Source organism: Halomonas sp. BN3-1, from assembly GCF_003056325.1.
GTDB classification, from domain to species: Bacteria; Pseudomonadota; Gammaproteobacteria; order Pseudomonadales; family Halomonadaceae; genus Halomonas; species Halomonas litopenaei.
This window is the reverse complement of sequence record NZ_PYVV01000001.1, coordinates 553,800-575,520: the sequence shown is the minus strand read 5'-3', so window position 1 is coordinate 575,520 and position 21,721 is coordinate 553,800. Positions and strand designations below refer to the sequence as shown.

7 protein-coding genes are annotated in these 21,721 nt (G+C 62.5%); 4 read left to right on the top strand and 3 right to left on the bottom strand.

Annotated elements, in window-relative coordinates; translation table 11 throughout:
• Positions 1-11: 11 nt before the first annotated feature.
• Positions 12-1,328, bottom strand: a complete 1,317-nt coding sequence (yegQ, locus tag C9F12_RS02335; protein ID WP_108447834.1) for a tRNA 5-hydroxyuridine modification protein YegQ — start codon at positions 1,326-1,328, stop codon at positions 12-14.
• Between the two features lie 246 nt (positions 1,329-1,574).
• Between yegQ and queC the strand changes: the two genes are divergently transcribed.
• From queC to C9F12_RS02315, 4 genes are all read left to right on the top strand, one after another.
• A complete protein-coding gene (gene queC / locus C9F12_RS02330; protein ID WP_108447833.1) occupies positions 1,575-2,306 on the top strand; it encodes a 7-cyano-7-deazaguanine synthase QueC in 732 nt (243 codons plus the stop codon).
• Positions 2,299-2,952 (top strand): 7-carboxy-7-deazaguanine synthase, encoded by a 654-nt coding sequence (gene queE, locus C9F12_RS02325; protein WP_108447832.1) that lies wholly within the window; start codon positions 2,299-2,301, stop codon positions 2,950-2,952. Before queC ends, queE begins: the two co-directional genes overlap by 8 nt.
• Positions 2,952-3,797 carry a 6-carboxytetrahydropterin synthase gene (locus C9F12_RS02320; RefSeq protein ID WP_108447831.1) on the top strand — a complete coding sequence of 282 codons (846 nt, stop codon included), beginning with the start codon at positions 2,952-2,954 and terminating at the stop codon, positions 3,795-3,797. Before queE ends, C9F12_RS02320 begins: the two co-directional genes overlap by 1 nt.
• A 111-nt stretch (positions 3,798-3,908) precedes the next feature.
• On the top strand, positions 3,909-4,214 hold the full coding sequence (locus tag C9F12_RS02315) for a YkgJ family cysteine cluster protein (RefSeq protein ID WP_108447830.1): 306 nt from the start codon (positions 3,909-3,911) through the stop codon (positions 4,212-4,214).
• Between the two features lie 228 nt (positions 4,215-4,442).
• Here the strand turns inward: C9F12_RS02315 and C9F12_RS02310 are convergent, their stop codons facing one another.
• Together C9F12_RS02310 and C9F12_RS02305 are read right to left on the bottom strand one after the other, a co-directional pair.
• Positions 4,443-17,381, bottom strand: coding sequence for a retention module-containing protein (locus tag C9F12_RS02310; RefSeq protein WP_108447829.1), 12,939 nt, complete (start codon positions 17,379-17,381; stop codon positions 4,443-4,445).
• Positions 17,382-17,787: 406 nt separating this feature from the next.
• A complete protein-coding gene (locus tag C9F12_RS02305; RefSeq protein WP_108133815.1) occupies positions 17,788-21,699 on the bottom strand; it encodes an AAA family ATPase in 3,912 nt (1,303 codons plus the stop codon).
• Between the last annotated feature and the right edge of the window lie 22 nt (positions 21,700-21,721).

The window sequence follows — 21,721 nt, the reverse complement described above, 5'->3', positions numbered from 1 at the left end:
CGTGCCTATCATCAGGCTGACGGCAGGTCCCGCAACAACAGCGCGAACTCGAATTCATCAGGCGACAGCGCCTCCCCCGGCAGCTTGAGCCTTACCCGGTGACCATCCCCAGGCGCTACCTTCAGCGCGCTGCCGTTGCCCGCCTCCATCGCCTCAAGGGTGAAGGGACGGTTGCCGGAGGGCAGCATCAGCTCGAGGCGATCGCCGACCTCGAAGCGGTTCTTGACCTCGATATCCAGCCAATCTGGCCGCGACTGCCCCACTACCTGGCCGACGAACTGCTGGTGGACGCCCACCGAGTGCCCACGCTCGTAATTCTGATACTCGTCGTGGACGTGGCGTCGGTAGAAGCCTTCGGTATACCCCCGATTGGCCAGGTTTTCGAGCTCATCCATCAGCCCCATGTCGAAGGGGCGCCCGGCCACGGCGTCGTCGATGGCACGACGATAGACCTGGGCGGTGCGTGCTACATAGTAGGGGGACTTGGTCCGCCCTTCGATCTTCAGCGAACTGACCCCCATCTCGGCGAGCCTCGCCACGTGCTGAACGGCGCGCAGGTCCTTGGAATTCATGATGTAGCTGCCGTGCTCGTCCTCAAACACCGGCATCAGTTCGCCTGGCCGCTGTGGGTCCTCGATCAGCGCCGAGTTCTCCTCCCGGCCCTGTGCCACGTCCTGCGCCGGGATCAGATCGCCACAGGCGTCAGTGCCGGCCGGGTGGGTCCGGTAGTTCCAGCGACAGGCGTTGGTACAGGTGCCCTGATTGGGGTCGCGCCGGTTGAAGTAGCCCGACAGCAGACAGCGTCCGGAATAGGCGATGCACAGGGCACCGTGAACGAAGGTCTCGATCTCCAGGGTCGGGCACTCGGCACGGATCTCGGCGATTTCCTCAAGCGACAGCTCACGCGACAGGATCACCCGGGAGATCCCCTGGGACTGCCAGAAGCGAGCCGCCGCGTGATTGACCACGTTGGCCTGCACCGACAGATGGATCACCTGGTCAGGCCAACGCTCACGCACCATCATGATCAAGCCAGGGTCGGACATGATCAGCGCATCCGGCCCCGCCTCGACGATCGGTGCCATGTCCTTCAGGTAGGTCCTGAGCTTGGCGTTGTGCGGAGCGATATTGGAGGCCACGTAGAAGCGCTTGCCACGCGCCTGGGCCTCAGCGATGCCTCGAGTCAGGTTGTCGAGGCCGAAGTCATTGTTGCGCACACGCAGTGAGTAGCGCGGCTGACCGGCGTAGACCGCATCGGCGCCATAGGCGAAGGCGAAGCGCATATGCCGGTAGGTGCCGGCCGGTGACAGTAGTTCAGGGGCATTCATCCAGGCGTCTCTCTCGTGGTCCGGGCTTGGGCCGGGCTTGGGCCGGGGTTAAACCGGGCAGACAGCAGTAAACCGCGCAGCCTGCCACAACCGCGAGCAATGCACGTTGACAAGGAGCAAGTCGCCGGCATCAACGCCGCACTGGTGTTGCCGTCCGGCTTTCGTTACCCTTGTCGCGCCGGACCGGACCCCGGCCGCTGGCGATCCTTGTCGCCACCCCAAATTCTCCGAATCGAGACCCCCTTCATGAGCACGACTTCCCGCTCCACCGTGGTGATCTACTCCGGTGGCATGGACTCTTTCACCGTACTTCATCGCGCCTTGCACGAAGGCCTCGAAGTTCACGCCCTGTCATTCGACTATGGCCAGCGCCACGCCCGCGAACTCGAGGTGGCCCGCCATGTCTGTCAGGAGTTGAAGATCCCTCATCAGGTCGTCGACATCACCGCCATCCATGGCCTGATCGACAACTCCGCGCTGACCGACGCCAATCGCAAGATCCCTGGTGGTGACTACGCCGAAGACAACCTCGCCGCCACCGTGGTCCCCAATCGCAACATGGTGCTACTGTCGCTGGCCATCGCCAAGGCGGTGAATATCGGCGCCAGTCGCGTCGATTACGGCGCCCACGGCGGTGACCACGTGCTCTATCCGGATTGTCGTCCCGAGTTTGTCGAGCAGATGAATGCGGTGGCCGCCATCGCCAATTTCTCGCCGGTAGAGATCCACGCACCCTATCTGCGGTCCAGCAAGAGCGAGATCCTGGCCGACGGACTGTCCATGGGACTGAACTACCGCGACACCTGGACCTGTTACGAGGGCCGGCGCCTGGCCTGTGGCCGCTGCGGCAGCTGTCTGGAGCGGCTCGCCGCCTTCGCCGACCAGGGTGTCGAGGATCCGTTGGCCTACGCCGCCAATACCCGCCACGAGCCGGCGATTGCACAGGCAGACCAGGGCGGAGCACACCAGGATGTATAGCGTCAAGGAAGCCTTCTATACCCTTCAGGGAGAAGGCGTACAGGCCGGCCGCGCCAGCGTCTTCTGTCGCTTTGCCGGGTGCAATCTCTGGTCGGGCCGTGAGCAGGACCGCGCGAGCGCCCAGTGTCGCTTCTGTGACACCGACTTCGTCGGCACCGATGGTCAGAACGGCGGACGCTTTGCCACCGCCGAGGCCCTGGCCGAGCACATCACCCGCTTGTGGCCACACCCCCACGAGGGTGTCACGCCCTACGTCGTATTCACCGGTGGCGAGCCCCTGCTGCAGCTGGATGCCGCCTTGATCGACGCGGTGCACGCTGCCGGCTTCGAGATTGGCGTTGAGACCAACGGTACTCTGGCTGCGCCGGACGGCATTGACTGGCTATGTGTCAGCCCCAAGGGCAATGCGCCGCTGGTGCAGACCCGCGGTGACGAGCTGAAGCTCGTCCATCCCCAGACCGACGCCCCGCCGGAGCGTTTCGAGGGCCTGGACTTCGACCATTTTCTACTGCAGCCGATGGACACCTCCGGGCTGATGGCCAGCGACGCTCGCAAGGAGCCGCTCTCCGCCACGGTAGCGCACTGCATGGCGCATCCACGCTGGCGGCTGTCGCTGCAGACCCACAAGATCGCGGGAATCGACTGATGGCACTCTTTGTACGACGACTGACACATCTCGACGTGTCGCTGTGGTGTCCCGATCGTGGACTGATCGGCGCAAGCTGGCTGGTCGACGTCGAACTCGATGGAGAGATCGGTGAAGACGGCATGCTGTTCGACTTCGGCGAGGTCAAACCCTGGATCAAGGCACGTCTCGACGGTGGCGCCGATCACACCCTGCTGGTGCCTACCGAAGCCCCTGGCGTCAGCGTCAGCGAATGTCGCGAAGGCATCTGCGTACGCACCACGACGCCCTATGCCATGGAGGTGCGCGGACCCCGCCAGGCCTTTACCCTGCTACCCTGGCGCAGAATTACCCCCGAGGCCATGGCCGAGCACCTGTCACGCCAGTTGATGCGCCAACCGCCCGAGCGGGTATCCAGCATCGAACTGCACCTCGCCGATGAGTCCATCGATGGCGCCGCCTACACCTACAGCCATGGCCTTCGTCGCCACGCCGGCAACTGCCAGCGTATCGCCCACGGCCACCGCTCGCGGCTGGAAATCGTTCAGCGCGGCGTGCGACAGCCGGAGCTCGAGCGCCGCTACGCCCGCTGGCTCGACGATACCTACCTGGTGGACGAACACGACCTGGAACAGCACCAGGGCGACATGCTGCAGTGCGGCTACCGCTCACCCCAGGGCCTGTTTCACCTGCGCCTGCCCCGCGAGCGCTGTCACGTCCTGCCCGGCGCCACCACGGTGGAACGCATCGCCCAGTGGCTGGCGGCCACCGTCGCCCGGGACACCGGTGAGGACACCGCGGTGCGCGCCTATGAAGGCGTCGACAAGGGCGCCACGGCAAGAAGCCCCGGCGAACGATCTCGATAACTTCTCGATAACTTCTCGATAGCATCTCGATAGCATCTCGAGATCGGCGAGAGTGTCCGACCACCGAGACAACCAAGCGCATTTGAAGAATGCCATGAGCCAACCAACGTCATGAGCGAACTGATCGCCTCCTCCTCGCCGCACAAGACCCGCACAGCGACCGGCGAACAGGGCTGCCGCCCCGGCTGCGGCGCCTGCTGCATTGCGCCGTCGATCAGCTCCCCGATTCCCGGCATGCCGGCGGGCAAGCCCGCCGGCATCCGCTGCGTGCAGCTCGACGACGACAACCTGTGCCGCCTGTTCGGCCGCCCCGAGCGCCCGGCGGTGTGCGAGCGCTTCGACTACGACGCCGATATCTGCGGCAGCCATCGAGACCAGGCGCTAGCCAATATTGACGAACTCGAACGCCTGACCTGAGTCGGGCTGACCTGAATCAGGCTGACTTACTCCGAGTAGCCGTCGCTCAGTGTCTTCTGCACCGGTTGTCTATGTTCAGGCAACCCTCATTACCGCGCTCCCTGCTGACGCCCTCTCCACTGCATCCTCATCAGTGATCCACCAACTAGAAAAGACCGGGCCACCCAAAGGTGGCCCGGTCTTCCTTATAACGACCTTCATGACAACCCTGGTCATGACGACCCAGGTCTACTCCACGTCGAGCTGGCCGTTATTACGCAGCATCGTCAGGAAGGCCTCCGACGACTGACCGTCCATGCTGACACCGCTCAGGGTGATCTTCTGATCGGCGTTGCCATGCTGATCATCGAGCCCGCCATCGCTCTTGATGTAGAGCACGGTGTCCCCGTTCTCTTCCTGGGCAAAGACAAAGCTATCCAGCGCCGACTGTTCAGGGTCGGTGCTCGAGGAGTCAAAGTCGTTGAGCAGATCCCCCAGTGACAGCTTGTCGGCCTCCGGGTCCATGCTCAGGGTCGGGTCCTTGAGGTGGAAATCGCTGACCACATCGAGGGCTGGGTCGGTGGCACTGCCGGCGTCTCCCAGATTCCATTCGAAGGTGTCGGACCCCAGTCCACCCAGCAGGAAGTCGTCACCGGCGCCGCCGATCAAGATGTCATCGTTGGCACTGGCAAACAGTTGATCGTCTCCCTGCCCGCCTTCCAGACGGTCCTGACCGCCATCGGTACGGGTCGTATCGATCAGCTTGTCGTAGTTGGCCTTGATGAAGTCGAGCGTCTCTTCCTGGGTCGGCTCCGCACCGTTCTGGCGGGTCAGATGGTCGACCAGACCGTCATAGCCACTACCGGCCTCACCACCGACGCCTGCGGGTTCGATCTGATCGCCGAACAGGATATCGTCCCCCGCACCCCCGATCAGATGGTCGTTTCCAACCTCCTGCGGCACATCGGAAGACGAGCCACCATCGAGTGCGGTCTCGAACTCCTCGGCGGAATTGACGATAAGATCTTCACCGGCTGGCACCAGTTCGTCGTCAGTGTAGCTGTATAGATTCTGCTCTATATTATGCACTGCTAACACGAACTCTCCGCTGTTAACCATATTCTCAACATCAAACGCCAGGCGGTAGGTTCCACCTTTCAAGCTATTGGTCATGATCTGAGTGGTCAGGCTTGAACCAACCGGAGGCTCGAAGCTATTTGCGACCGTCACCCAACTTCCGTTATCCTCCAGCTGCTCCACACGCCAGACAAAGTGGTCTTGCACATGAAAGACTGCTGGAGGGGCGGAGTTGCTCGTTTCATAGGTAAAGGCAATACTATAGAAATCATTATCGCTGGCAGTCATAGGCACCACGAAACTGTCACTGACCACAGTGGTGGCGCCATCGGTGGTACCAGTGTCAGCGATTCGCAAGTACTCGCCTCTCAGGTTCCTCTCGATAGAAACCGAGCCGCTCCCGCTTGTCTTCTCCCAATCGTTCGATTGACCCAGGCTGCCGGTATCGCCCGCTGCGAAGGTAGCGAGGGTCACTTCATTTACAAGCGCGCCGGTATCCAGCGGAATGGGCACCAACTCGAGCTTGCCATCGACAGTGGTATTGTCGACCACTTTAAGGATCTCACGATTGACGTCGTCGCCGATGCCAACCGCTTCAACCTGACTGATTGAAGCAAGCCGGTGATACGCATCAACCCCTTGAGAGACGTTCGAGAAAGAAGTGTCATTGCTCGCCCCGCTGACTCCGCTATCCGTGTTATGGATAGTTGGACTTCCATCACTCAAGAAGTAGGTCACATTGTCGAAGTCACTGGTACTTTGCTGGCTCATCCACGAATTAGCTTCGCTAAACGCTTCTTCGTAATTGGTGCCATCTTTCGCCACTAAAGAATCCAGAAAGTCCTTGGCATCCTGGACGTTGTCCTGCGACAAGTTCAAGAACTGCTCCGACTTTGCGGTCTCGGCAAAACCGACAAGTTGTACATTAATGCCCCCCTCAAACGTCGCGAGCTCATCCAGCTTGGCCTTGAGCGCCTCTACCGCGACCTCAAGCCGCGTCTTGCCGGTATCGCCAAGCTCAAACGCCATGCTGCCCGACGTATCCAGGATAAAGGACAGGTTGTAGTTCTGAGCCGGCTCAACCACGCTGTACTTGCCGCCGGTGTCACCGATCAGGACGTCATTTCCACCACCGCCCTGAACGCTGTTGTCACGGTTCGTGCCAACCACCAGGGCATCGTCGTCGGTAGCTGTCACGGTAATGGTCAGGTTGGCATCACTGGCATCGCCGTCTCCATCGGTCAGCGTATAGGTAAAGCTCTCATCGACGGTCTGCCCCTTGTCGAGCGCCGCGACCTCGGCATTGTCACTATCCAGCGCGTAGCTATATCCGCCCTGGGCATCGAGCGTCAGGGTGCCGTACTGCCCCTGAATCACCAGCTTGCCGTCAGCATTCAACGAGGACACCGTGGTAGAACCCAGGCTGACGGCGGTGACGCTGGCCCAGTCAGCACCGGGGGCATCGGCCTGATCACCGCTGGATGCCCCCGGACCACCGATCACGTTGCCGGAGACCGGCGCCATGTTCTCGATGGTGGCATTAGTATCGCTCGCGGCCACCGGGGCATCGTCATCGATGACCACTGACAGGGCACCATCGGCCTGGCTGCCATCGGCGTCGACGATGGTATAGGTGGCATCGAACAGCAGATCGTTTTCGTCGTTACCGGCTGCATGAGCGAGCGCCTGGTGCAGCGTCACCTGATAGGCTCCACTGCTCTGATCGGTCAAGGCGATGGTAACCACGTCTTCGCTGCCGCCACTGCCATCGCTCGCTGTGCCGGTCAGGGTGTGGCCATCGCTGCTCAACTGGAAGCTTACCGCTCGACCATCTACCGTCTTCAGATCGCCCGGCAGGCTCGCGACGTTCCAGGAAAAGGCCCCGCTCGCCGCAGCGCCATCGCCGCCAAAGCTGTAGCCCAGTGTACCGGTCGTGACCGTGTCCTCACCCGCCACATCGCCGCTGCCGCCAGCGTTGCCACCGGTCAGGCCATCCTCGTCGAGGGTGGCCGTCGGGTTCAGGGTGCTCGGATCGCCATCACTTTCCGGCGTGGACGGGATCGCTGCCTCCCTGTTTTCCAGCGTCAGCGTGCCGCTGGCGGCATCCCCGTCGTTGTCGGTCGCACTCAGGGCGATGTCGATGCTGCCGGCCTCAGGCAACGAGTTGTACTGGGCACCCGTCAGGTAAAAGCTGTTGGCGTCAGTGTCACCATAAAGATTGACCGCCTCGAAGGGCGCACTGCCACTGGTATTCAGGTGCACGAAGTCACCCGAGGAAATACCGCTGACCTTAATCCTGCCATCGGCCAGCTCCTGGATACTGACAGAAGCAGGCTGGCTCCCTGGAGGGCCCACCCGGACATCGTCAGCCGTCAACCGGAGAACATCGCCGGACTGTCGGTAAGGAGACCCCGAACCGCCGTCATCATCGGCATAGGCGATCGCCTCCAGAATTACGGTGGAGTACTGCTGGCTGGCCGCCCCTCCCGGATTGGCACCAAAGCTGAAGGCGTAGACCGCCTGATGGTCTCCCCAGGACAGGCCTTCACCGCTTCTAAGGCTGGCGGAATCGACGAAATCAAAGCGAATGAGTTCATTGTTGCCTGTGCTCTGGGGAGACTCGGCGTTGCTGCGAACGTACAACCGGTTGGCATAGCCCGGATTCTGAGCTTCTACAGCAACATGCCGATTCAAGCTTGTATCGAAGCCGGTGATCAATACATCGGCCTCATCATCATCCGCAGTCCTGTAGACGCGATGTGAGCCACCCAGGGCTGTCGTCTCGTTCGTCTTGAAGTCTGAACGAGTCCATCCTGTATTGATACGCTCGAAGCTGGTCACATCGTACTGTGAGCCATCGTCGGACAGGCCCACTTCAAAGGCCACTGTGTCGCCAGCGACGGCTTGCATGGTCGAGCCGTCGGCACTCAACTTCCAGAATAGCGGCTGAGTCACCAGGAAAAGCGCGTTACCGTCCTGGTCAAACACTCGTTGGCCATCGAGCGAGGCGTCGAAGCCGATATCACGAAGACCATCCGCGCCGGCCTCTTCGAGGTTGATATGGCCGCTGGAGCCCGTCACCAGGAGCCCGGTGTCTGCCACAAAATCAGACGGGGTATCATCGATGATGGCGACATCCAATTCGCCAGACGCCGTATTGCCCCGGACATCAACCACCTCAACAGCGAAGGTATCCGCGAATTCCGTATCCGTGGCCCCGCTCTGACTGTCGTTGTCGACCTTACGCTCCAGCAGATACTCGTAGCTGAGCGTACCTCCGCTCGCATCACCGCTGTATCCCGTCAAGGTCAGAGTGCCGTAAGGGGTATCCAGGGCGACGGGATCGCCGGACAAGGCTTGCAGGTCGGCAAGCGCCAGGCTTCGACCGCCGATGCTAAGCGTCTCGAGTCCATCCGGCGTACCGATGTCGAAGCTGCCGGCGCGTGTCAGTTCGCTGCTATTGCGCTGACTACCATCGGCCAGGTTGGCCTCGCTGACGACCAGTTCGGAAGCGAAAGGGTCGAGTCCGGCCAACTGAACCCTGCCCGGCAGAGTAAGCTCAAGGCTGCCTTCGGCCTTGTCACCGTCACCATCCGTACCTTCCAATGGCAACGTCAGGCCTTGATCCAGCCAAGTGAAGGCAAAATCGTCACCCTGCGTGAACTGGTATTTGTCACCCAGTCCCTCAAACTCCAAGGCCTCGAAAGCCTCATCAGAGGTCAGCGTCAGCCTGGCACCGTCAGGAATTTCGCTAATCGATAGCGAACCGTCCGCGTTCTCGGCAATCGTCACTAGAGAAGTGACATCGGTGCCCGAAGCATTGAAGAAACGCACATCGCCAGCCTGGAGTGCAAGTTTCTCTTCTCTGTTCAGTTCATAGGGGTTTCCGCTGGTGCTATCCTCATCCGGCGCCAATGAAAAGGCTGAAAGCTGAAGCTTGGGTCCGCCGGTATTGGTGTCACCCCGATAAATCGTCTGTTCGAAATGCGTGGCACCACGATGATTATCCCAACTCGCCTCGCTACCCGACACTGCCAGGTTGTCGACAAAATCGAATCGGATAACTTCCCCATCACCAGTCGTCGCATTGCTGCCTTGGCCCAGGCGGCCCTGATCTACAACAATTGAGCCTGCCTCACCCTCAGCACCGGCGCCAGTCCGAAACGTCCAGTTAGATACGAGGACATCGGGGGCGCCGGCTTCGCCGTCGAAGCTGATAAAGCTGTGTCCATTCCCCTGAGGAGTGAGTTTGTTGCCATCATCAGCAACCGACAGGGAGGTGCTAACTATGGCCTTGATTCCACTATCGTGGACAGTGACCTCATAGCGGGCTCCATCTGCTGTCAGGCCAACTTCAAACGCCACGTCACCACCAGCAGACTTCGCTTCCAGCGTCTTGCCATCGCTGCTGAGTTCATAGGTGAGGCTGTCACCATTGGAAGTGACTACCCTCCCGCCATTCAGGCTTGCCACTTCCGTTCCATCAATGGAAGAAGTGAATACTACAGAGTCGGCCCCATCAGCCCCTGCGGTATCGGAAAAATTGACGTCACCCAGCATGCCGCTAGTGAGAACACCATGCTGAGCCTCGAATGCCTGAGGCGTATCGTCATCGATCACCACCGACAACTTGCCGTCAGCCTGGCTACCATCGGCATCCGTCACGGTGTAGCCGACATTGAACGACAGGTCATTTTCGTCCTTGCCTTCGGCGTGCTCAATCGCCTGGTGCAGGGTTACCTCATAACCTCCTGTGGCCTGATCGGTCAGCTTGATGGTGATGACTGGCTCGGCGCCGCTGGCGCCGGCTACGCTGCCGGCCACGGTATGTCCACCGTCGACTAGTGCGAACTCCACCTTACGTCCATCTGCTGTATAGAGGTCGGGCAGATCCTTCAGATTCCATTGGAAAGCCTTGCTGCTGGCCGCACCATCGTCGCCAAAGCGATAACCCAGATTTCCGGTGGCGACGGTGAACTGTCCGCCCACATCGCCAGTGCCGCCCTTGTTGCCACCGGACAAACCATCTTCATCGACGGTCGCCACGGGGCTCTCGGTGGTCGGATCGGTGTCGGTCGACGGTGTGGTCGGCGTGGAGTCTGCCGCCACCGTCACGGTCAGGGTCGAGGACGCGGTGTCACCGTCACCGTCGGTGAGGGTGTAGTCGATCACCGCCTGGCCTTCGAAGCCCGCCGCCGGGGTAAAGGTGACGTTGCCATCGCTGGTGAAGCTCACGCTGCCCTGGCTCGGATTGCGCAGAGTGGCGGTGGTCAGGGTGGCGCCGTCGGCGCCCTGGGTGTCGCTGGTGCCGTCATCATTCTTCAGCACGTTGTAGCTGACCGCCGTGTCCTCGGCGGTGCTGGTGGTGTCGGCCACGGCACTCGGGCCATCGTCACCGATGTCGATAGTGAGATTGGCCGGGGCGGAGGTATCGCCATCGCTGTCCACCACCCGCACGCCGAAGGTCTCGGGCACGCTGTCATCCAGACCCGTTTTGTCCTTGTCGTCCTGACTCGCGCTGCTTGTCAGGGTGTACGACCAGCTGCCGTCGGTGTTCACCGTCAGACTGCCGTAATCGCCGGTGACCGTGGTGCCATCGGCGTTGATCTCGACCCAGTTGCCGTCGCTGTCCTTTACCTCATAGCGCGCTAGGTCATCGTTGCCGGTGCTGCTCTTGAACTGGCCGCTGGTGGTCTCGCTGTTGCTGGCGGCGTTACTGCCCGGGGACTGATCTGCACCGCCATTAAGCCCCGCTTCCTGCACGCTATAGGCGCCATCGGCGGTCGTCGGATCACCGTCCGGGCCGCTCGGGTCGATGGTCGGCGTGGAGTCGGCCGCCACCGTCACGGTCAGGGTCGAGGACGCGGTATCACCGTCACCGTCGGTGAGGGTGTAGTCGATCACCGCCTGGCCTTCGAAGCCCGCCGCCGGGGTAAAGGTGATCTCGCCATTGGGCGCGAAGCTCACCGAACCCACACTGGCCCCGCCCTGCACGCGGACGTCGGTCAGGGTGGCACCATCGGCACCCTGGGTGTCGCTGGTGCCGTCATCATTATTCAGCACGTTGTAGCTGACCGCCGTATCCTCGGCGGTGCTGGTGGTGTCAGCCACCGCACTCGGGCCATCGTCACCGATGTCGATAGTGAGATTGGCCGGGTCGGAGGTATCGCCGTCGCTGTCTACCACCCGCACACCGAAGGTCTCGGCCAGGCTATCGTCCAGGCCGGTCTGATTGGTGCCGCTGTGGGTGACGTTGTCGGTCAAGGTGTACGACCAGCTACCGTCGGTGTTCACCGTCAGGCTGCCGTAATCACCGGCGACCGTGGTGCCATCGGCGTTGATCTCGACCCAGTCGCCGTCGCTGTTCTGCACCTCGTAGCGCGCCAGGTCATCGTTGCCGGTGCTGCTCTTGAACTGGCCGTTGGTGGTCTCGCTGTTGCTGGCCGCGTCGCTACCTGGAGACTGACCTGCACCGCCATCCAGCCCTGCTTCCTGCACGCTGTAGGCGCCATCGGCGGTCGCCGGATCACCATCCGGGCCACTCGGGTCGATGGTCGGCGTGGAGTCGGCCGCCACCGTCACGGTCAGGGTCGAGGACGCGGTATCACCGTCGCCGTCGGTGAGGGTGTAGTCGATCACCGCCTGGCCTTCAAAGCCCGCCGCCGGGGTAAAGGTGACGTTGCCGTCGCTGGTGAAGCTCACGCTGCCCTGGCTCGGATTGCGCAGAGTGCCGGTGGTCAGGGTGGCGCCATCGGCGCCCTGGGTGTCGCTGGTGCCGTCATCATTATTCAGCACGTTGTAGCTGACCGCCGTGTCCTCGGCGGTGCTGGTGGTGTCGGCCACCGCACTCGGGCCATCGTCACCGATGGCGATAGTGAGATTGGCCGGGTCGGAGGTATCACCGTCGCTGTCCACCCCCCGCACACCGAAGGTCTCGGGCACGCTATCGTCCAGCCCCGTTTTGCCCTTGTCGTCCTGACTCGCGCTGCTTGTCAGGGTGTACGACCAGTTGCCGTCGGTGTTCACCGTCAGGGTGCCGTAATCGCCGGTGACCGTGGTGCCATTGGCGTTGATCTCGACCCAGTCGCCGTCGCTGTTCTGCACCTCGTAGCGGGCCAGGTCATCGTTGCCGGTGCTGCTCTTGAACTGGCCGTCGGTGGTTTCGCTGTTGCTGGCCGCGTTACTGCCCGGAGACTGACCTGCACCGCCATCCAGCCCTGCTTCCTGCACGCTGTAGGCGCCATCGTCAGTCGCCGGATCACCATCCGGGCCACTCGGGTCGATGGTCGGCGTGGAGTCGGCCGCCACCGTCACGGTCAGGGTCGAGGACGCGGTATCACCGTCACCGTCGGTGAGGGTGTAGTCGATCACCGCCTGGCCTTCGAAGCCCGCCGCCGGGGTAAAGGTGACGCTGCCGTCGCTGGTGAAGCTCACGCTGCCCTGGCTCGGATTGCGCAGAGTGGCGGTGGTCAGGGAGGCGCCGTCGGCACCCTGGGTGTCGCTGGTGCCGTCATCATTCTTCAGCACGTTGTAGCTGACCGCCGTGTCCTCGGCGGTGCTGGTGGTGTCGGCCACCGCACTCGGGCCATCGTCACCGATGTCGATGGTGAGATTGGCCGGGTCGGAGGTATCGCCGTCGCTGTCTACCACCCGCACACCGAAGGTCTCGGGCACGCTATCGTCCAGACCCGTTTTGTCCTTGTCGTCCTGACGTGCGCTGCTTGTCAGGGTGTACGACCAGCTGCCGTCGGTGTTCACCGTCAGGGTGCCGTAATCACCGGCGACCGTGGTGTCATCGGCATTGATCGGGACCCAGTCGCCGTCGCTGTTCTGCACCTCATAGCGGGCCAGGTCATCGTTGCCGGTGCTGCTCTGGAACTGGCCGCTGGTGCTCTCGCTGTTGCTGGCGGCGTTACTGCCGGCAGGCTGATTCGTTCCGCCGTCCAGCCCTGCTTCCAGCACGCTATAGGCGCCATCGGCGGTCGTCGGATCACCGTCCGGGCCGCTCGGGTCGATGGTCGGTGTGGAGTCCGCCGCCACCGTCACGGTCAGGGTCGAGGCCGCGGTATCACCGTCGCCATCGGTGAGGGTGTAGTCGATCACCGCCTGGCCTTCGAAGCCCGCCGCCGGGGTAAAGGTGACGTTGCCATCGCTGGTAAAGCTCACGCTGCCCTGGCTCGGATTGCGCAGAGCGGCGGTGGTCAGGGTGGCACCATCGGCACCCTGGGTGTCGCTGGTGTCATCACTGTTGTTGAGCACGTTGTAGCTGACCGCCGTGTCCTCGGCGGTGCTGGTGGTGTCGGCCACCGCACTCGGGCCATCGTCACCGATGGCGATAGTGAGATCGGCCGGGTCGGAGGTATCGCCATCGCTGTCCACCACCCGCACGCCGAAGGTCTCGGGCACGCTATCGTCCAGACCCGTTTTGTCCTTGTCGTCCTGACTCGCGCTGCTTGTCAGGGTGTACGACCAGTTGCCGTCGGTGTTCACCGTCAGGGTGCCGTAATCACCGGCGACCGTGGTGCCATCGCCATTGATCTCGACCCAGTCGCCGTCCTTGTCCTTCACCTCGTAGCGCACCAGGTCATCGTTGCCGGTGCTGCTCTGGAACTGGCCGTCGGTGGTCTCGCTGTTGCTGGCGGCGTTACTGCCCGGGGACTGATCTGCACCGCCATTAAGCCCCGCTTCCTGCACGCTATAGGCGCCATCGGCGGTCGTCGGATCACCGTCCGGGCCGCTCGGGTCGATGGTCGGCGTGGAGTCGGCCGCCACCGTCACGGTCAGGGTCGAGGACGCGGTATCACCGTCGCCATCGGTGAGGGTGTAGTCGATCACCGCCTGGCCTTCGAAGCCCGCCGCCGGGGTAAAGGTGACGCTGCCATCGCTGGTGAAGCTCACGCTGCCCTGGCTCGGATTGCGCAGAGTGGCGGTGGTCAGGGTGGCACCATCGGCACCCTGGGTGTCGCTGGTGTCATCACTGTTGTTGAGCACGTTGTAGCTGACCGCCGTGTCCTCGGCGGTGCTGGTGGTGTCGGCCACCGCACTCGGGCCATCGTCACCGATGGCGATAGTGAGATCGGCCGGGGCGGAGGTATCACCGTCGCTGTCCACCACCCGCACGCCGAAGGTCTCGGGCACGCTATCGTCCAGACCCGTTTTGCCCTTGTCGTCCTGACTCGCGCTGCTTGTCAGGGTGTACGACCAGCTGCCGTCGGTGTTCACCGTCAGGGTGCCGTAATCACCGGCGACCGTGGTGCCATCGCCATTGATCTCGACCCAGTCGCCGTCCTTGTCCTTTACCTCATAGCGCGCCAGGGCATCGTTGCCGGTGCTGCTCTTGAACTGGCCGCTGGTGGTTTCGCTGTTGCTGGCGGCGTTACTACCCGGGGACTGATCTGCACCGCCATCAAGCCCTGCTTCCTGCACGCTATAGGCGCCATCGGCGGTCGTCGGATCACCGTCCGGGCCGCTCGGGTCGATGGTCGGTGTGGAGTCCGCCGCCACCGTCACGGTCAGGGTCGAGGCCGCGGTATCACCGTCGCCGTCGGTGAGGGTGTAGTCGATGACCGCCTGGCCTTCGAAGCCCGCCGCCGGGGTAAAGGTGACGTTGCCATCGCTGGTGAAGCTCACCGAACCCACACTATCACCGCCCTGCACCCTGGCCTCGGTCAGGGTCGCACCATCGGCACCCTGGGTGTCGCTGGTGCCGTCATCATTCTTCAGCACGTTGTAGCTGACCGGGGTGTCTTCGCCGGTACTGGTGGTGTCGGCCACGGCCTCGGGCTCGGTATCGAGGATGTTGATGTCTAGACTGTCGGAACGGCTTTCACCGGCGGTGTCTGTGACTACTACCTCGAAGCGATCGACAACACTGTCATCGCCGGCGCTGTGATCCGCGCCTTGCGAGTTCTCGGTATAGCGATAATCAACGGCACCATTGTCAAAGCCGATGATCTCAAGCTTGCCCTGGTCGGTTTCTATCACCACCGGATTGTCGGCGGTAGCCTTTGTAATATCCGACCCGGCGATGGTCGCAGTGCCGATTCCTGCGCTGGCTGTCAGCAGCATCGCGCCAGAGACCGTCTCACCACTGCCTTCCACTACGCTGTTGTCGCCGGCCGTGACGTCACCATCGCTGTCCTGAATCACCACATTGGGATCGCCATCCGTGCTGCCGTCGATCAGCACGGTCAAGGTCGCAGTGCTGATATCACCATCGGCGTCCCTGACGGTGTAGTTGAAGGTCTCTAACAGATGCTCGCCATCATCAAGGGCCTGCACCGCCGCATTCACCGTATTGACGGAGTAGCTCCAGGTGCCATCACCGTGATCGGTGAAGGTGCCATATTTTGCTGAGGTGTCGTCGAAACCTTCGAAACTCAGTCCATCGGCCCTGGCGAGGTCATTATCCAGCAGGTCACCGGAAACCGGCGCACTGCTGTCTTCACCGACCCGGGCAGCGTCATCTTCAGCCAACGGCACGGTATCGAGGATGTTGATGTCCAGGCTGTCGCTGGCCACATCACCCTCGTTGTCAGTGACTTGCAGCACAAAGCTGTCCAGCACCGGATCACTGCCACGGTGATCGGCGGCCTCGCCATCCTCGGTGTAGGTGTAGGTGATCTGGCCACTGGCCCCATCAAAGTGGGTCACCGTCACGCTGCCATGGGCACCCTCGAGGGTCACATGGGTCGTGTCATCGCCCGCCCTGGCCCCGGTGATATCCTCACCGCCCAGGCTAACGTCGGTGATGCCGGCCTCCGCCGCCACGGTCATGGTGCCAGTGACCGTGGCCTTGCTACCTTCCACCACGCTATGCTCGCCGGCGCCAGCCTCATTCGGATCAGCTCCATCGCTTGGGCCGTTACGATCGGGGATGGTCACCGTCGGCGGGGCATCATCGTCACCTTTGATGGTGATCGTCAGGGTCGCGGTATCGCTGTCACCATCGCCGTCGGTGATGGTGTAGCTGAACGTCTCGGACAGCGTGTCACCGTCCTTGAGCGCCTGCACCGGGGCGCTGTCGGAGTCAACACTGTAGCTCCAGGTACCATCACCGTTGTCGATCAGACTGCCGTAGCGACCCTGAGTCGATAAAAAGCTGACTGTTGCCAGGCCATCTTCGCCAGGATCGTCGTTACCAAGAACACTGCCGGTCAGCGGCACGCTGCTGTCTTCACCGATGAGCGCGTCATCATCAAGAGCCGTCGGCACAGAATCGACAATGGCAATGTCCAGGCTGTCACTGGCTTGCGCCCCCCGGTTGTCGGTCACCACCACCTCGAAGCGATCAAATACGCTGTCGTCGCCAGCAGAGTGGTCGGCTGGCTGGCCGTCTTCGGTATAGACGTAGTCGATCGTCCCGGTATCAGGATCGAAGCCGGTGATCGCAAGGGTACCGTGCTGCCCATCGATCAGGACTGGCGTTGCGGCCGAAGCGCCCGATACATCGACGCCCGAGACAGCAACACGCGCCACACCGGCAGGAGCCGTCACTGTCACGCTGCCGGTGACAGATTGGCCACTTCCTTCAACGACGCTGTTGTCTCCGGCCGAAACAGAGCCCTCTCCCTCTTCGATCGGCGGTAGATCGGGCTCACCTTCCGCCAGGAAAACCTCTTCGTCGTCGGCGACGGGAGTCCCACCGCCCTCTACCGGCTCCAGCGACTCCACTGCTCCCGCCCCACCAAAGGAGTAGCTCTGGGGATCAACAGACTCGGAGATGCGCAACAGGCGCACGAAATCGAAGCCCTCTTCCGCGCCACCGCCACTTTCCCCCACGCCAGGCGCCTCTATCGCCTCAAGCAGATCGGGCACCTCCGACTCAAGCAGCCGCAACAGCTCCGCTACTTGCTCCTGGTCCAGAACCTCGACCGAGGAAGCATCGCCCTGCCCCATCTCCTCGGGCAACGAAACCTGCTGCGCATCGACCAGAGTGACAGCGGGCCTGCCGTCCGCAAACTGCAGCGTCACGAGGGCGCCGTCCGCCGTGATGACGATATCGCCGACCTCCAGACGATCCCCTTCTTCCAGAGCGATGACGTCGCCATTCGGCCGTTTGACCCAGGCGTTTCCTTGCAGTGAGCTGACAGTAGCGATGGTAACAGGCACGGTGACCTCGAATTTTTCGTAACGGAGCGTAAGACAATGGCTAGTAAACTGGTACGAAGAATACTACTTACGTTACACGTCGTTACACACTGTACCAATGGCCAATAGTCGCTACGATCAAGTAATGCACCTTCCGAGATACTGCTTTCCTCCTAGTCACCATAGAAAGTCATGCTTTCGGCTGCCACTTTTGTACGCTTTCTCGTCTATTTCGTGCTGATTTCGGAACAACCTGGTGCGAAATTGGCCCTTGCACAGGAGCGCTGGCGGCGAGAACACGCAGACTGGGGACGCCTTGAGCTGACAGCGCGAGGCGCCTGGGAGAAACAAACAGAAACGCCCGACTGGCCAAGCCAGTCGGGCGTCGTCCTGTCGGTGAGACGTCAGTGAATGGGCAGCTCGCGCATCAAGCGTCGGTGGTCTGCGATACCCGACGATCGAGCAGGCTTCGCCAGCGCATCAACACCGGCGCATCACTCAGGCTGACCTGGGACAGCAGGCGGCGAAACTCGCTTCGAACCGCATCGTCGTCAGGATCGACACACGTCAGCCAGACTTCCAGGGCCCCGAGCAATTGATGAAGGTTGCCGTCCCGCTCCGCCTGGGTGCGCGCCTGCTCGGCGAGGGTCCGTACCGCTTCGGCGTCGCGACCCAGGCGGTGGCGTACCAGCGCCAACTGGGTGGCAAGCTCCGGGACAAACAACGTCGTGCGCTCTCGGGCCATCAGCAGACACTGATCCAGATAGTCTTCGGCCTGCTCCAGCTCCCCCATGGCAAGACAGGCGTCCACGTACCACAGGTTCGGACGCTGACTCGGGTCCCGGCCGGTCACTTCCGCCAGTTCCTCGTGGGCCGCCTGAAGCTGCTGCAGGCCTTCACGACTCCCCGCCAACGCCTGCTGCCATCCCAGTACCGCACGGGAGGCGACCTGCCATAGGTGCAGATCGGAGCTGCCGGTGAGCTCATACGCTCGCTGGGCCCGATTGGCCGCCTCGTGGACATGCCCAAGCTGGCGGTACAACGCAGAGGCGTACATCAGCGCCATCGCCAGACTGCCGGGATGATGGATCTCTTCCGCCAGGCGGATGGCCGATTCCACATGGCGTTCCGCCCGCTGGTAGTCGCCACGCAGACACAGCGCCCATCCCTGGAAGCAGGCAGCCGCCACCTGCGGGTGGTCAGAGAACGGCAACCACTCGATCATCATCGGCTTATTCAGCGGATCCAGCTCTTCCAGATGGTCATAGGCCTGGCGAATTCTGCCAGCCCAGTACTCACAGCTTGCCCCGGCGTAGTCGGCCAGGCGCTGGTAGCGCGGGTCCTCAAGGCGCAAGGCGAGATCGTTCAGCCGCGAGGCCAGCAGAAAGGCGTCGGCGTGGGCGTTGCGCTGACTGCAGCCAACCCATAGTCCCCACTTGACCAGGAACGCCTGCTCGAGATCGTCCTCATCCTCGAGGTCGGTGGTGCACTCAGCCAGCAGCTCGCGTGCCTTGACGAAGCTCTCGTGGGCGGTAGGCGAACCATGCCCCTCCAGAGCGAAAGCGGCCTGACCACGCACCGTCAGCAGGCTGATTTCACGCTCAGCCTGAGGCTCGACCTGGCGCAGACTGGCGAGGCCGGCGTCGGCCATCTTCAGCGCCGTGCGATTGGCACTGACCTTGAGCGCCTCCCGGGCGGCAAGCTCGAAGTAGCGCGCGCCTCGAGCGTAGTGACCGCTGCGCCGCAGGTGCATGGCGAAGTCACCGGGATGACGACTGATCCACACCGGGAAACGTTCTTCGATCAACTGAACCACGCGGCGATGCATGTCGACCCGCACGTCACGCGGACAGGAAAGATAGGCTGCCTCATGCAGAAGCTGGTGGGTGAACTGAAATTCTCGCGCGCCCACATCACCATCGGACGGCTCGATGATCTCGAGTCGACGCATTTCTTCCAGCGCCCGGCTCAGCCGTTCCGGCTCCCAACCACTGCACTCGGCCAGAAAGTCGAAGCGGAAGTGGCGACCCAGCACCGCCGCGATGTGCGCCACTTCGCGATCGCCATCCAGTTGATCGATGCGACTGGTCAACAGGCCAAGCAGGCCGTGGGGCAGTTCGTCGAGCTGGACGCTACGCCCTTCCCGCCGGTCCATGTCGAGACGACGACAGATCTCCTGCAGGTAGAGCGGGACGCCATCGCAGCGCTCGATGATCTGGCCTCGCAGGCGCGGCGACAGATGCAGCCGATAGCGCCGAGCCAGCTGGGTCAACAGCCGCGATGACTGCATGGCATCGAGCCTGCCAAGCGCAATCTGCTGATCCCAGTGCAGTCGGGTGGGCAAGGATTCACGACCATGATGGCTGGCGATCAACAACAGCGGACAGTTGATCGGCAGCCGCGCTTGGAGGCCGGCCAGCACCTTGAACGATGGCTCGTCGACCCACTGCAAGTCGTCGATCATCAGTACCAGCGGACGTTCCTGTGACAGCTCATGAATCAGCCCATGCAGAAGCGCCACCACCGCTTCCACCGCCTCGCTGCTCTGCGCCAGCAGCGAGACTTCGTGAGGTTCGCGAATACCCATGGCCTCTTCGAGCCAACGAATATCGTCGTCATCCAGCTCGCTTAGCCCCAGGCGCTCGACCAACGCGGCCAGGCCCTCGCTGTCGATCTCGCCCCCCAGATGCCAGCGCACCAGGTGGCGCGCCACACCATAGGATTCCTGCACCGACATGCGGGTGTTGGGCTGCCAGCAGATGGTGGCGTCGCGACTCTGCTCAAGGTGACGAAACCCCACCAGCAGTGCCGACTTGCCAAGCCCCGATGGCCCCTTCACCAGCACGCTCTGACGCAGACCGATACCGGCCCGCGCCAGGGCGTCGCGCAGCATGCGCAGCGCGTTCTCGCGCCCCACCAGGCTTGGTGGCGTCGCGTCACGGCCGCCCTCATTGGTGCCCAGCACCAGGGCACGCAGGCGGACTCGGCCGTCGCTTGCCACCAACCGGGAAAACAACCTCGGTTGCAGGTCCAGCGCCGGCGGCATGTGCTGGCTGGCCTCCTGAGAAATGACGAGTTCGCTGCCCTCGGCGGCGCTCATCAGGTCGAGTGCCCGCTGGGTCACCTGACCCAGCGGATCCACCAGGTGGCGCGACGGCAGATAGACCACCTGGCCGCTGTTCAGGCCCGCCGCCAGGGTCATGCGGGGCAGGCTCCCTTCACCGGTCCAGTGTCGCTGCGACTCTTCCGCCAACAGACGTCGACAGTGTTCGTACAGGGCCACCAGTTCGGCCAGCTGATGCGCCGGCCCATGGGTACCGAAACAGGCAAGCCCCAGCCCGCCCGTGGCACCGGGCAACCAGAAGCCACCCAGATGGTGGCACTGCTTCTCAAGCCAGCGCATCAGTTCAATCTGCAATGCCAGACAGGCCCGTGTCTCGGCCCGGCTGCCCATGTCGCCGTCCAGTGTCAGGCGAATCGCCATGACCGACAGCTGCCGGTGCTCGACCTCCTCTTCGCCGAGCGGCGGACTGTCCATCGCCAGGGTCCGCGAGAAGGCGCCCTTGGGCGACAAGGACGGGTTTTCGGGCTGCCCGTCGGACCAATAGCAAGCCAACTGCAGGAAACTGGGGTCTGGCTGTTGCCCGGACAGCGCCAGCAACTGCAGGAAGGCGTTGTACTGCTCATGCGCCGCCGCCATCTGGCCTTGCTCGGCCAGTTGGCGCACCAGCTTTTCATGAAAGGGGGCGTAGCCGGAAAATCGGCTGACCAGCTCCTGCAACAGCGCATCGGGGATGCTGCCTTCCTGATCGAGCACGTCTTCAGCGAAGCGAATGACTCGCTGGCGCCACTCGTTGCGCACCTGAATCAGCCAACGCTGGAAGTCGGGACAGGCCGGTAGCTGCAGCTCCTCCACCAGGTCGCCTCGATACAACCCCAGCAATTCTTCCAGGGTGTCGATGTCACGATTACCCTCCAGCAGCCTCTGCAGGTCATGAACATCGAACCCCCATTGCGCCGGCAGTTGAAAGGCGATGGTCTGGCGCGACACCGTCAACACCTTGTCGGCCTCATCCCCCAGCGACTGGCGCAGACAGTGAAGGGCATGTCTCAGGTTGGTGCGACCGGAGGACAACCCCTGGTCAGGCCACAGCAGTTCGGCCAGGGTCGCGCGGTTGACCGGCTGCTGATGCAGCAGCAGGTAGACCAGCAGCGCCTTGACCTTGTCGTAGCTGAATTGAACGAGGACATCGTCTCCCAGGTTGAGGGAAAAGTGCCCAAAGAGTGCCAGGTGGTCCTGGTCCGTTATCTGGGAAGCATCGTGTTGGGCGTCCCGCATGATGGTGTCCCTGCGTGGCGGT

Bases quoted from the DNA above. Each gene is read 5' to 3' on its own strand.
- queC (WP_108447833.1), top strand. From the start codon at position 1,575: ATGAGCACGACTTCCCGCTCCACCGTGGTGATCTACTCCGGTGGCATG.
- queE (WP_108447832.1), top strand. From the start codon at position 2,299: ATGTATAGCGTCAAGGAAGCCTTCTATACCCTTCAGGGAGAAGGCGTA.
- yegQ (WP_108447834.1), bottom strand. From the start codon at position 1,328: ATGAATGCCCCTGAACTACTGTCACCGGCCGGCACCTACCGGCATATG.
- C9F12_RS02320 (WP_108447831.1), top strand. From the start codon at position 2,952: ATGGCACTCTTTGTACGACGACTGACACATCTCGACGTGTCGCTGTGG.
- C9F12_RS02315 (WP_108447830.1), top strand. From the start codon at position 3,909: ATGAGCGAACTGATCGCCTCCTCCTCGCCGCACAAGACCCGCACAGCG.
- C9F12_RS02305 (WP_108133815.1), bottom strand. From the start codon at position 21,699: ATGCGGGACGCCCAACACGATGCTTCCCAGATAACGGACCAGGACCAC.